The sequence below is a fragment of the Veillonella sp. T34266-5 genome, assembly GCF_002959815.1.
Taxonomy (GTDB): domain Bacteria; phylum Bacillota; class Negativicutes; order Veillonellales; family Veillonellaceae; genus Veillonella; species Veillonella atypica.
This window is the reverse complement of sequence record NZ_PPCZ01000023.1, coordinates 1-13,214: the sequence shown is the minus strand read 5'-3', so window position 1 is coordinate 13,214 and position 13,214 is coordinate 1. Positions and strand designations below refer to the sequence as shown.

Here is a 13,214-nt window from a genome sequence, read left to right as displayed (position 1 = left end):
TTTACTATATATAGAGAATTCTAATTACAAAAAGGAGTCATCATGGCTAATATTAATGAAAACTATTTAAACCTACAAGGTTCTTATTTATTTGCTAACATTGCTAAAAAAGTAGCGGATTACCAAGCAGCTCATCCAGATGCTGACATTATTCGTCTTGGTATCGGCGATGTAACATTGCCTTTAGTACCTGCTATCGTAGATGCTATGACTAAGGCTGTTCAAGAAATGGGCAAAGCTGAAACATTCCGTGGTTATGGCCCGGAACAAGGTTATGATTTCCTTCGTAAAGCAATTATCGAAGGCGATTACAAACCATATGGCATCGAAATTGGTATGGACGAAGTATTCGTTTCTGACGGCGCAAAATCCGACGTTGGTAATATCCAAGAATTATTCAGCGAAGATAATATCATCGCTATCACCGACCCTGTATACCCTGTATACCTTGATTCCAACGTTATGGGCGGGCGCACAGGCCAAGCTGTTGACGGCATGTTCGAAAAAGTTGTATACCTTCCTACATTTGCAGAAAATAATTTCTCTCCAGAATTTCCTGCTGAACGTGTAGACATCGTATATCTTTGCTCCCCTAACAATCCTACAGGCACAGTACTTAGTCGTGCACGCTTAGCTGAATGGATTAAATGGTGTAAAGAAAACGACGCTATCTTGATGTTTGATTCCGCTTATGAAGCTTTCATCAGCACAGAAGACACTGTTAAATCCATCTATGAAATCGAAGGTGCTCGTGAAGTGGCTATCGAATTCCGTTCCTTCTCTAAAACTGCTGGTTTTACAGGTACACGTTGTGCCTACGCAGTAGTGCCAAAAGAAGTAACAGGCAAAACTAAATCTGGCGAACGTCAACTGTTGAACCCTATGTGGAACCGTCGTCAATGCACTAAATTTAACGGTGTACCTTACATCGTTCAACGTGGTGCTGAAGCGGTATATTCTAAAGAAGGCCGCGAACAAACTCGCGCAAACATCGCTTACTACAAAGAAAATGCACGCATCATCAAAGAAGGCCTCGAATCCATTGGCCTTACTGTATATGGTGGTACTGATGCACCTTATATTTGGTTAAAAACACCTGGCAACATGACAAGCTGGGAATTATTTGATCTTCTTCTTGAAAAGGTACAAATCGTGTCTACACCAGGCTCTGGTTTCGGTCCACATGGCGAAGGTTACCTTCGTTTAACTGCATTCGGCAGCCGCGAAAATACAATCCGTGCCGTAGAACGCATCAAAACTTTACAATTCTAATACATTTATAACTAAAAATATGTAATACAAAACGGTTGTGAAACCTTCTCTCCGAATGTTTCACAACCGTTTTTATTTTAAATCTAGATACTAATTAAAAGTTATGACGAATACCCGCATCTACACGATAGGATGTATCAACAGTACCACCAAAGTTTTTAGTAAATGTTCCATATACATATGTATTTGGACGGAAACTCCATGAACCACCGAGTTCAAGATCAAGCCAAGTATCCTTCAAATCTACTACGCTATTAGTCGTTGGTTCACCGGCCATACTATAGGTTGCTTTCATCTTGCCAGAGAATTCATGGGCTAATGCAGCTTTAAGGAAAACATTACTATTCTTAGCTTCCTTACTGATGCCAATGCCTAAGCGGCCTATAGCGGAATTAACTGCATCAGAATTAATATGAACTGTGCTACCTGTATTCGTACGAGCATCAAAGCTTTCATCAGACAAGCGGCTAAAAATCAATTCTGCGCTAGGATCGATATAGAAACCATTATTTCTCTTGATACGTTTACCATATTCAAGGCTCAAAGATGCACCCGTATTACGGTAGTCACCACTCAACGACGTTCCTAAGCTGTTATGTACGGTAAAATCATTTTTCAAACGATTGCCTTTAGCAATGATATCTAAATAACGACCATCATTAAATTGTTTAGCGCCATAGAAAGCTAATCCAGCAGTTTTACCAGAACCAGAACCCAACGCATAATCACTGTTATTTGTGCCATACAATAAAGCACCACCTACAATCCAGTTTCCTCTTTTCGTATCATAGCCGATTTGCGCCATATTATAATTTTGATTTACATAGGCAGAGTCTGTAATTTTAGATTTACCACCAATATATTTGCCCCATACGCCTTGATTATCGGAGTTAAGACGCACATCACCTAAGCGGCGTTGTAAATCATTGGTATCAGCTCGCATTTGCATAACAGAAGATGCTAATGCACTCTTAGCACCGGATACAATTTCACTTTCACTAGTGGATAATACGGTTTTATTAGACACTACAGCACGTCCATCTATATCAAAATCATCCGGGCTAAGTTTAGCATTTAATGTAGGACTAATCACACCTGTTTCTAAATGCACATTAACACCAAGGTTTCGCTCACCCTTCGTATATCCATTGTAGACTATTTTCTTCACAAATTGATTTTCTGCTAATCCTGGAATCTCGGCATTAGCTTGTTCTTTCAAAGCCTCTACGGAGCTACGCAATGTAACAGAAGAGCCAGGGTCAGCATGATTAATTACAATTTCACCTTTACCGTTTTCTGCAGCAGGTGCACCTTTTTCATAATCAATAGCTGTATGACCAGCATAATTATTAATCGTAATAGGCCGTGCATCTACGGCTTGGATAATGCCGCGGCTACCTTCTGTGGCACCACCTATAAGATGCTCTACCTTACTACCTGTATAGAGATAATTTGCAGTATCTGGTCGGCCTTGTGTAGGGTATTCACGTTCAGCTCCTAACCATTCATTACGCCATGTAGCACCATTTTGTAAATATAATCTCAAACCGCCATGATGAGGATTATTGTTGCTTTCATCAAATTCATTAAGTACACCACCCACTAATTTAGAATTTGGTGTCGTTAATCCCAATGAAATTTCTGATCCATGATTATGTGGATTTTTATCAATACCATAGTTTTTATTGATAAAGCCAATATTGCCATACATATTGACGTCCTTAGCACCTGGTTTCAATCCATCCATGCCAGTATTCACATAGACAAATCCTTCTTCTGAAAGTGCAGAATATGTATCAGATGTCGTTAAAGGATGTGTCTTTACATCTGCCCCACCTAGAATCCGAATGTATCCATCCTTATTAGCTTGCAAACCTACGCCAATGGCATCTACGTTGGCATTACCTTGTACGGTAATACGGGTATCATCATTATCACCATCATTTGTAACCCCACCATAACCAGCATATATACCACTCATATAATAGTGTGCTAAGTCTGGTCTGCGCTTCTCTCCACTTTCCGCAGGTGCTGGATTTGCAACCGTTACATTTACATTTTTATCTATGGCAACCTGAGATCCATCAAGAGCATAAATACCGGTAACGTTATTATGGTATTTATTTCCATTTACACCAAGACCAGATACATTGACGGTCAAATCATCGGTATAGTGTTTATTTTCACCCCACAAATTCAACCCAATGGATTTTCCATCAGTATGGCTTTCAACTGTAGTGGCTGACACCATGACCTCTGCACTAGCACCGGTAATAATTAAAGCAGCAATAACAGCAAGGTTTATCGTTCTTCTCATCTCATAACCTCCTCAAACTACACACAATAAATTTGTATATATCTATTGTATCTACATCGGGGGTATATGTGTCAATTTTTGTACATATGACGTTTTCTTTTATGTATATTCCTATACGCAATGTATCGATATGAATTTAACTAAGAAACTCTATAAAAAGTAAGTTATATGCTATAATAAATATATTAGTTATTACACTACATTTTATAATTATATAGGAGGCTAATATGAGCAAAATTCGTATTGGTATCGTAGGCTATGGCAACTTAGGCCGTGGCGTAGAAGCATCTGTTAAATTGCAACCAGATATGGAACTCGTAGGCGTATTTTCTCGTCGTAAAGGTTTAGAAACAGTTTCTGGTGTTCCTACATACACTATGGAGGATTTACCAAACTTCAAAGGTAAAATCGATGTTATGGTTCTTTGCGGCGGTTCCGCAACAGACCTTATCGAACAAACTCCAATGGTAACAAAATACTTCAACTGTATCGATTCCTTCGATACACATGCACGTATTCCTGAACATTTCGCAAACGTAGACAAAGTTGCTAAAGAAGCTAAAACTGCTACATTGATTTCCTGCGGTTGGGACCCAGGCATGTTCTCTTTACAACGTGTATATGCTGAAAGCATCTTGCCTCAAGGCAAATCTTATACATTCTGGGGTCGTGGCGTTTCTCAAGGTCACTCCGATGCTATCCGTCGTATCGATGGCGTTCTTGACGCTCGTCAATACACTGTTCCTAAAGAACAATACCTTGAAGCAATCCGTAATGGTGAAACTCCAGACGTTGATGGCTACAAAGGTCACCTTCGTGAGTGCTATGTAGTAGCGGCTCCTGATGCTGATAAAGCTAAAATTGAAAACGAAATCAAAACTATGGAAAACTACTTCGTAGGTTATGAAACTGTAGTAAACTTTATTCCCCAAGAAGAACTTGATCGCAACCACAAAGGCATTCCACATGGTGGTTTCGTTCTTCGTTCTGGTGAAAGCACAGACGGCACTCGTCATGTTGTTGAATACTCTTTGAAACTTGATTCTAACCCTGAATTCACAGGCTCTGCACTTGTTGCATACGCTCGTGGTATCTACCGTCTTGCTAAACATGGCGGCACAGGTTGCTACACAGTATTCGATATTCCACCAGCTTGGATTTCTACACATTCTGCTGAAGAATTAAGAGCTCACTCTCTATAATTCTATACGCACCTTAAGAGGATAACTCCGGTTATCCTCTTTTTACATTAACAATATCGTATGACGACACACAAAAAGGACCGCCTTAAGACGGTCCTTTTTTCGTATTAAAATCTATCTATTAATACCAACGTGTCAATGGCAATTCATTGTTAACACCTTTTGTCATAAGGATTTGGTGTAAATCCATATTGCCAATATAGAAACCTGCTGCACAACCACAGAGGTATAAGTCCCACATGCGAACGAATTCAGTACCGCGAGCTTTTTCTACTTGGTCGCGTACACCTTGGAAATTATTGTACCAATGCATCAATGTTTTATAGTAGTGCAAGCGCAAGCTTTCAACATCGATAACATTAAAATCATAGTCATAGGCAATGGAAACCATTTCACGAAGAGATGGTAAGCATCCACCTGGGAAGATATATTTACGAATCCATGCGCTAGATTCTTTTTCTGATGGATCACTGATGTAATGGAGTAAGAATAGACCACCATCATTTAACATAGTGGATGCATCTTCCATATACAATGGGAAATTAGGACGACCTACGTGTTCCAACATACCAACGCTGACGATACGGTCGAATGTACGACCAGATGCAGCTACATCACGATAATCGATGAGTTCGATTTCAACTTGACCTTCAAGACCGAATTCTTTAATCCGTTCTTGGCCTTTCTTCCATTGTTCTTCAGACAATGTACAACCATAGCCTTTAACGCCGTACTTACGGGCTGCTTCGATTAAAAGGAATCCCCAACCACAACCGATATCGAGTAATGTCATACCTTCTTTTAAATATAGCTTATCAAGAATATGATGAACCTTTTGGTATTGTGCATCTTCTAAGCTATCATCTTCATGTTTAAAGTATGCACAAGAATAGCTCATTGTCTTATCAAGCCACAAGCTATAAAAATCATTACCAAGGTCGTAATGAGAAGATACTTGTTGTTTTTGATCTTTCTTTTTAAGACCTACATTAAAGAGAGAGCTAAGTACCTTTTTATTGATAGAATCCTTATTGACATGACCTAGTACAACACAAAGTGCTTTGAATAAATCGCCCTCTATTTCAATATCCTTACGCATATACGCTTCGCCAAGAGCAAGTTCGGCCGATACCAATACATCCTTCTTAGGTATATCCCTATTTACAATAATCGTAAATTCAGGATTACCTTCACCAATCGTATACTTGTTATCACCAACTTTTACAATAAAGCAATGATCATTGAATCGTTCCAAATAGTGTACTAAAAAACTATCAAATAACTTAGAAAACATACTTAACTTCCTTTCCTAGCAGCGTCATATGACGATTACGTTCAATCAAAATGACACGTCCGTCTGTACACTGACATAGTTATATCTACTCATCAAAATTTTCTATAAAACAAACAATAAGATGAACTTATATTTTTATTATATAATCATATTTACTTATCATAATTTTTTATAAGAAACTTCAACTTTCTCTCTAATATTATAGCACTTCTTGATAAATAATCTAGACCAATTCTATAGAAATGTATATATCTGTTAGAATATGATATAATATGTGTTTGATAAGGCTTTTATAAGGAACAATATTTCTAGTGAAAGCTTTCACAATGAACGAAATGACTGAATTAATAAAAGGTGGTACCATGAGCACAAATTTAGAAGTAGGCATTGTAGGCCTTCCAAATGTTGGTAAAAGTACATTATTCAACGCTATCACAAAGGCTGGCGCTGAGGCTGCCAACTATCCATTCTGTACAATTGAGCCAAACGTAGGTGTCGTTGACGTTCCGGATAACCGTTTAGCGGTATTGGCTGAAATGTTCGGCTCCAAACGCATCCTTCCTGCTGCTATGCGATTTGTAGATATTGCAGGTCTCGTTGAAGGTGCATCTAAAGGCGAAGGTTTAGGTAACAAATTCCTTAGCCACATCCGTCAAGTAGATGCGATTGCTCAAGTTATTCGTTGTTTTGAAGATCCTAATATTACTCACGTTGCTGGTTCTATCGACCCAATCCGCGACATCGAAATCATCAATACTGAACTTTGCCTTGCTGACCTTGAGTCCGTAGAAAAACGCAAACAACGTATTGAAAAAATCGCTAAATCTGGCGATAAAGACGCTCGCGCTGAGTTGCCTTTGCTAGAACGCATTATCGAAGGTTTAGGGGAAGCTAAACCAGTTCGTGCACAAGGTCTAGACGAAGAAGAGTTAGAAATGATTAAAGAGTTGACATTACTAACAGCAAAACCATCTCTTTATGTTGCTAACATTTCTGAAGATGAAGTATCTGATTACTCTGCTAACGAGCACGTAAAACGCGTAGAAGAATATGCAAAAAATGAAGGTGCTGGCATCGTTGTTGTATCCGCTCGTATCGAATCCGAAATTGCTGAGTTATCCGATGAAGAATCCGCTGCATTCCTTGAAGATCTCGGTCTTGAAGAATCTGGCTTAACTAAACTTATCAAAGCAAGTTATGCACTCTTAGGTCTTATCAACTACTTCACCGCTGGCGAAATGGAAGCTCGTGCATGGACAATTGTAAACGGCACAAAAGCACCTCAAGCAGCTGGTAAAATTCACTCTGATATCGAAAAAGGCTTTATCCGTGCCGAAATCGTATCTTTCGACGACTTACAAGCTTGCGGTAGCCAAAATGCGGCTAAAGAAAAAGGCCTTGTACGCCTTGAAGGTAAAGACTACGTTATGAAAGACGGCGACGTAACACATTTCCGTTTCAACGTATAATACAAATTAATAGCAACAAAAAACCAGTAAATCTACCGATTTACTGGTTTTTTTATACTACCTATTACTATCCCTTTTTCCCAAAGAAAAATGAGACTACAGCAACAACAATTACTGCACCTAATACAGATGGAATTAAGGACATCCCTGCTAAGCTAGGGCCCCAGGTGCCAAATATTGCTTGACCTATAGACGAACCAATTAAGCCAGCAACAACTTTAGCGATAATCCCCATTGCACCACCTTTATTAGTGATTTTACCTGCTAGGAACCCGATAAAACCACCAACAATAATCGACCAAAGCATATAATCACTCCTTTATCTCTTGTAAATTGTATTTCAAAAAATATATTAAAATACAATTCATAATTATTATAAATATTTGTATATTTATAATATATCATTAATTCTTAAAAATTAAATGAATTTTTCGCTTAAAAGAACGAAGGGCTATTCAACTACCGTTACAAATTCATCTAAGGTACGACGTGTTTTATTACGATGTGGTTCTTCGTCTCGATAGCCGAAGGCAGCCATTACAGCAATACCAAAGTGTTTTGTATCGAAAAGGCCAAGTTCATCACCTAAAAGTGCTGTCATATCATCTTGATTGAAGCCTTCTAATGGACAAGAATCTAAACCTTCATAAGCAGCCATTGTCATCATGTTCGCCATAACGATATACGCTTGTTTTGAAGACCAGTCAAAGGTAGCCCGTTCAGATTCAAACGTTTTATAGTCACTTGTAGTAAATTGAGCATATTTTTCGCGATATGCTGCATCTATTTCTGCAGGTAATTGCTTAACTGTTTCTTGAATGTAACGTACATAAGGGGAGTCAAACTCTAAGTCCACTTTTTTTCGTGACAAGAATACCACAAAATGACTTGCTTCAAGGCCAGCTTGAATGCCCCAGCCATGCGCTTTCATTTTTTCCCGAATATCTGGATTTTGGATAACTAGCAATTCAAAAGGCTCAAAACCAAGAGATGTAGGTGTCAAACGAGCTGCTTGTAGAATTGCATTCCAGTCATCCTCAGAAATCTTTTTCGTGCTATCAAACTTTTTACATGCATAACGATATGTCATAGCATATTCTAAATCTTTAGGATCCAATTTAGGAGCCGTTAATTTTACATTTTCTATTTCATATTTGCTCATTGAAATTCAACCTTTCATTATATTAATTTCAAAAACTTAACCTAGATACATAACATATGATGCTCATTAGCCAAAATTTTGACCAAATAGAATCATACGTTCTTTTTCCTTATAAAATAAATCAAGACCTAACTTATATAAGCCATTTAAATCACCATCATTTAACAGAGTCATATATTCACCTCTATCAGCTTTGTTAATGATAATAGGCGCTAATTTCTGTTGTAAACAAGCGTGTACAATAAGAGCTCTTCCTGTACGGCCATTACCATCAACAAAAGGATGAATACGTTCAAATTGCAAATGTTGCTCCATAATGGTACGCACCCGCTCTTCATCATTTTGGGATATCTCTAAACGATATTGCAATGTATCACACCAGTTTTTTAAAGCTTCTTGTACTTGATATGGTTTTGTTGGCTCAAAATCAGCACCAATAACCATGTTTGGAACAACCTTAAATTGCCCATTATCATCACGGATATGTGCTAGTAACAATCGTTGTGTGTCTCTTATGATATCTATCGTAATTACTTCTTGATATGATTCCATCAAGAATACTAAATAGTCGCGATAATTAGATACTTCATAGAACTCACGCAAATCCATTTTACGGGGTATCATATTATCTAATATGATACTCTTTGCTTCCCCTTGTGTTAACGTATTCCCCTCGATTGCTGTACTATGATGGGCCATACGGACGACCATATCGTCTATATATTCGCGAGGCAAGGTAAAATCAACCATGTATATCTCCTTATACAATAAGATTTTTATATATTAATTTTACCATATATAGATAAATTTCGATATTAAAAAATCAATTTAATCTTTATAAGCTAAAACTGGTTTCCCTTTTTCATACCAAAATAAGCCTGATTTACTAATCTTATGTTCTTTTAGGATAGTCTGAACTTGTTCTACAGTATTCAAGTCTATTTGAATGGACAAACCACACATATCATTCAATTCTGGCGGTGTAGCCATCAATTGGTGAGGCACTGAAAGTTCCGTTAATATTCTGTCCGCTTTATCCCCAAAATAATAGGATGTAAAAACGACAAGCAACTTTTTATTGTTCAACGCCTCACCCCCAATAATATTGCTTAATCATTTACAACATAGATACGAGTATTATAGTTTAACAAGATTTTCCCCAACGATAGCATCTGTAATCGCATACATGTTTGTAATAGAGCCTACCCCCACTTGATCTTTTAGGCCATAATAGTCGAGACAAATACCACATGCAGCAATTTCAACACCAAGATCAGCTAACTTTTTAATATTGTCTAAATGAACAGAATCGTTGGTTACCATTTTAACGCTACTATTGATGAAATAAATTGTAGATGGCTTCACGTCGGCTTCAACCATGCACACCCAGAAGGTTTTCATCAAATTACGGCCAAGTTCTTCACTACCTTCACCAAGATAATCTTTCGTCATCAAAATGATGCGGTCACTATAATTCATAGGTTTGCAACCAATTTCCGGTGCAGGGTCTACATTCGGCGTAAGTTTAATAAAAAAATCTATACCATCTTGTCCAATTGCCACATCATAGCCACGAGACTTCCCAAATTTCTCTACATTATCGCGACTCACCTCGTTATCTACAATGGTCGTAATAATCGCGTCTGGATTTGCATCGCTTACCTTCTTCGTTTCAATCACAGGTTTTGGACACAAACTGCCACGCACATCTACAGTTAATTCATTTGTACTACTCATTATTTACCTCAATATTATTATATATTTTGTGAAAGCATCAACGCACAACTACTCTATATACTATTAAAATCAAAATTGTAATATATCTTATTTAGTGACGCGTACCGCTAAGCCACTAAAGCTTTCAACGGCACCAACTATAGTGGCACCTTCAACGCCCACATCATGTAAAGCTTTCACCAAATCCGGTCCTTCTGCAGCAGGCACAGAGAATAAAAGACCGCCTGATGTTTGTGGATCAAATAAAATATCCGTCCACACAGAATCTAATATTTTATCTACTTGTACATCTGTAATAGCCTTACGATTGCCATAGGACGCCGCTGGTACAAGGCCCATTCGAGCCGCGTCAATGACGTCATCAAAGAGCGGAATATCATAAATCTTGATATGAATTGTTACATTAGAGGCACTCGCCATTTCTACAGAATGTCCCATAAGGCTAAAGCCCGTCACATCAGTACACGCATGAATTGTAAAATTATGGGCCACCTCAGCAGCCACACGATTCAACGTACTCATGCTAGCAACCGCCTGCGCAGTACCAGTAGGAAATAAATCAGCTTTCAACGCATTATTCATAATACCTGTACCGATGCGTTTTGTTAACACCAATACATCCCCTACTCGAGCGCCTTTATTCTTCCAAATCTCATTAGGATTAACTTGACCTGTGATCGACATGCCAAAAATAGGTTCCTTATTTTCGATGCTGTGACCACCTACAATGGCTGCACCAGATTCAGAAACAATGGACGCAGCCCCATTGAGTACATCCGTCAATACGCCTTGTTCTACTAAGGGAACAGGAAATCCAACGATGTTCATCGCCGTTAGGGGTATCCCTCCCATCGCATATACATCGCTCAATGCATTAGCCGCTGCAATTTTACCGAATAACGTAGGGTCATTGACAACAGGTGTGAAAAAATCCAATGTTTGTACAAGGGCAAGTTGATCAGAAATTTGATATACCCCTGCATCATCAGCACCAGTCATATCAGCTAGAACATGTTCATTTGTAACAGGTGTAACGGCCTTTAAAACACGTTCTAATATATGAGGACCAATCTTACACGCACAGCCTCCACTCGTAACATAATCAGTGAGTCGTACCATAGTCCTACCTCATTCATTTTCAGGCAAGCGCGATACTATCTTCTTCGCGGCCTTTTCAAATTTAGGGCGAGGCATCAACAACTGATGACCACAACCTTTACAAACGATAAGAAAATCTGTACCTATGCGCTTGACCTCCCACTCATCACTGCCACAGGGATGCGATTTTTTCATTTGTACTATATCGCCCACATAATATCTAATAAACGCCATAGCGCCTCCTTATACTTTTTCTATTATATATATATTATTATACTTAAAATATGTTCTCCAATATAGGTAAAAGTACACTTTGACTAATAAGATCTATCGGCTTAATCAGAATTGTTACCAAAAACAAACAATTCTACAAACAATAATGATTTTCCATGTAATTATCATTCTCATTATCAGTAATTCTATTTTTAATAAACCCATTACTTAACAAGCTTTCAAAAACCGCTTATTTACTACATTGATAACATTTATCATTTAGAAAATTTTCGAAATAAATTTTACAAAAACACTTGCATTTCTCATTTAGTATGTTACAATATAGTCAACAATGATTATTCGTTAAGTATACGAATCAAAAATATTGTGGTGTAAATTATAGGCAAGTGCCTCTTTACAACTATAGGTAAGTACTCATTTAAAAGATAAGCAAGTGCTTTTTTTAAATATAGACAAGTGTCTATCTAATCAGTATATAAATAAGTTTTTATTTAACTTAAACTCAAGTGAGTTACCCACCATTGCATTCACAACCAAGTGGTTATGAATATATAACTAAGGTAAAAATTTTGAAATTTGATGTAAGTACAAAGGAGTATTAAAATGGCAGAATTAAAAGGTTCTAACACTGAAAAAAATCTTCAAACAGCATTTGCTGGTGAATCCCAAGCATTCCAAAAATATACATATTATGCAGCAGCAGCTCGTAAAGCTGGCATGAACGAAATCGCTGATTATTTCGAAGAAACAGCTCACAACGAATCTGCACATGCTAAAGTTTGGTTCAAAGCTCTTCATGGTGGCGACATTTCCGCTGACATCGAAGCTAACCTTCGCGATGCAGCAGCTGGTGAAAACTATGAACACACTACAATGTACAAAGATTTCGCTGATGAAGCAGAAAAAGAAGGCTTCACCGCTATCGCTTTCAAAATGCGCGAAGTTGGTAAAATCGAAGCTCGTCATGAAGCTCGTTACCTTGCATTAGCAGCTCGTGTTTCTGGCAACAAAGTGTTCCACAACGACCAACCAGTTGCATGGATTTGCGCTAACTGCGGTTACATTCACGTTGGTGAAGAAGCTCCTAAAGTTTGCCCAGTATGTGCTCACCCACAAGCTTTCTTCCAACGCCACGTTGAATCCATCTAATCTATAAGTTTAGATAAAATAATATTTTAAATACAGATATTTGATACTGCAAGTGCAGTTCTTCCTAACTGTATGTACAGACAACCTCAATATAAAGGCTCTCTGTCAAATGTTGGGGTGTTCACCCTACGAGTCTTGTTTGGCACCAATCATATGTATGGTTGGTGCCATTCTTTTTGCTCAAAAGTAGAATACGTACTCTGAATCTACCAAAGTGGCGAAGCCCATAGCTTATTCGTTTTAATACCTTAATCTTGTTGTTAGTTCCTTCTGTGTATCC

At 38.0% G+C, this 13,214-nt stretch carries 14 protein-coding genes; 4 read left to right on the top strand and 10 right to left on the bottom strand.

Going from position 1 to position 13,214, the window contains the following annotated elements; translation table 11 throughout:
• The first annotated feature begins 42 nt into the window (after window positions 1–42).
• Window positions 43–1,272: an LL-diaminopimelate aminotransferase gene (locus VIHSUH07_RS07735; protein WP_105084514.1), complete on the top strand. Its 1,230-nt coding sequence runs from the start codon at window positions 43–45 to the stop codon at window positions 1,270–1,272.
• A 94-nt stretch (window positions 1,273–1,366) separates the two neighbouring features.
• On the opposite strand, the gene VIHSUH07_RS07730 is transcribed toward VIHSUH07_RS07735, so the two are convergent.
• Window positions 1,367–3,589, bottom strand: coding sequence for an autotransporter outer membrane beta-barrel domain-containing protein (locus tag VIHSUH07_RS07730; RefSeq protein ID WP_105084513.1), 2,223 nt, complete (start codon window positions 3,587–3,589; stop codon window positions 1,367–1,369).
• Window positions 3,590–3,816: 227 nt separating this feature from the next.
• Between VIHSUH07_RS07730 and VIHSUH07_RS07725 the strand changes: the two genes are divergently transcribed.
• The gene (locus VIHSUH07_RS07725; protein ID WP_105084512.1) at window positions 3,817–4,791 is read left to right on the top strand and encodes a diaminopimelate dehydrogenase; all 975 of its coding nucleotides are present in this window, start codon (window positions 3,817–3,819) and stop codon (window positions 4,789–4,791) included.
• A gap of 121 nt (window positions 4,792–4,912) precedes the next feature.
• Here the strand turns inward: VIHSUH07_RS07725 and VIHSUH07_RS07720 are convergent, their stop codons facing one another.
• A complete protein-coding gene (locus tag VIHSUH07_RS07720) occupies window positions 4,913–6,085 on the bottom strand; it encodes an SAM-dependent methyltransferase (protein WP_105084511.1) in 1,173 nt (390 codons plus the stop codon).
• A gap of 362 nt (window positions 6,086–6,447) precedes the next feature.
• Here VIHSUH07_RS07720 and ychF point away from each other — a divergent pair, with 362 nt between their 5' ends.
• Window positions 6,448–7,554 (top strand): redox-regulated ATPase YchF, encoded by a 1,107-nt coding sequence (ychF, locus tag VIHSUH07_RS07715; protein WP_105084510.1) that lies wholly within the window; start codon window positions 6,448–6,450, stop codon window positions 7,552–7,554.
• A gap of 67 nt (window positions 7,555–7,621) precedes the next feature.
• Here the strand turns inward: ychF and VIHSUH07_RS07710 are convergent, their stop codons facing one another.
• The 7 genes from VIHSUH07_RS07710 to VIHSUH07_RS07680 form a co-directional block, all read right to left on the bottom strand.
• Window positions 7,622–7,861, bottom strand: a complete 240-nt coding sequence (locus VIHSUH07_RS07710; protein ID WP_105084509.1) for a GlsB/YeaQ/YmgE family stress response membrane protein — start codon at window positions 7,859–7,861, stop codon at window positions 7,622–7,624.
• Window positions 7,862–8,005: 144 nt separating this feature from the next.
• The gene (locus tag VIHSUH07_RS07705) at window positions 8,006–8,716 is read right to left on the bottom strand and encodes an NAD(P)H-dependent oxidoreductase (RefSeq protein WP_105084508.1); all 711 of its coding nucleotides are present in this window, start codon (window positions 8,714–8,716) and stop codon (window positions 8,006–8,008) included.
• A gap of 66 nt (window positions 8,717–8,782) precedes the next feature.
• Window positions 8,783–9,466, bottom strand: coding sequence for a Fic family protein (locus VIHSUH07_RS07700; RefSeq protein WP_009661725.1), 684 nt, complete (start codon window positions 9,464–9,466; stop codon window positions 8,783–8,785).
• 78 nt (window positions 9,467–9,544) lie between these two features.
• Window positions 9,545–9,802 carry a DUF3343 domain-containing protein gene (locus VIHSUH07_RS07695; RefSeq protein ID WP_105084507.1) on the bottom strand — a complete coding sequence of 86 codons (258 nt, stop codon included), beginning with the start codon at window positions 9,800–9,802 and terminating at the stop codon, window positions 9,545–9,547.
• Between the two features lie 51 nt (window positions 9,803–9,853).
• On the bottom strand, window positions 9,854–10,453 hold the full coding sequence (gene yedF / locus VIHSUH07_RS07690) for a sulfurtransferase-like selenium metabolism protein YedF (RefSeq protein ID WP_105084506.1): 600 nt from the start codon (window positions 10,451–10,453) through the stop codon (window positions 9,854–9,856).
• Between the two features lie 87 nt (window positions 10,454–10,540).
• On the bottom strand, window positions 10,541–11,572 hold the full coding sequence (gene selD, locus VIHSUH07_RS07685) for a selenide, water dikinase SelD (RefSeq protein WP_105084505.1): 1,032 nt from the start codon (window positions 11,570–11,572) through the stop codon (window positions 10,541–10,543).
• Between the two features lie 9 nt (window positions 11,573–11,581).
• The gene (locus VIHSUH07_RS07680; protein WP_005379561.1) at window positions 11,582–11,785 is read right to left on the bottom strand and encodes a DUF951 domain-containing protein; all 204 of its coding nucleotides are present in this window, start codon (window positions 11,783–11,785) and stop codon (window positions 11,582–11,584) included.
• Window positions 11,786–12,388: 603 nt separating this feature from the next.
• On the opposite strand from VIHSUH07_RS07680, the gene rbr reads away from it, so the two are divergent.
• Window positions 12,389–12,934, top strand: a complete 546-nt coding sequence (gene rbr / locus VIHSUH07_RS07675; protein WP_005379557.1) for a rubrerythrin — start codon at window positions 12,389–12,391, stop codon at window positions 12,932–12,934.
• Window positions 12,935–13,055: 121 nt separating this feature from the next.
• On the opposite strand, the gene VIHSUH07_RS07670 is transcribed toward rbr, so the two are convergent.
• The coding region (locus tag VIHSUH07_RS07670; protein WP_146104937.1) for a transposase at window positions 13,056–13,214 on the bottom strand (159 nt) is incomplete at its 5' end.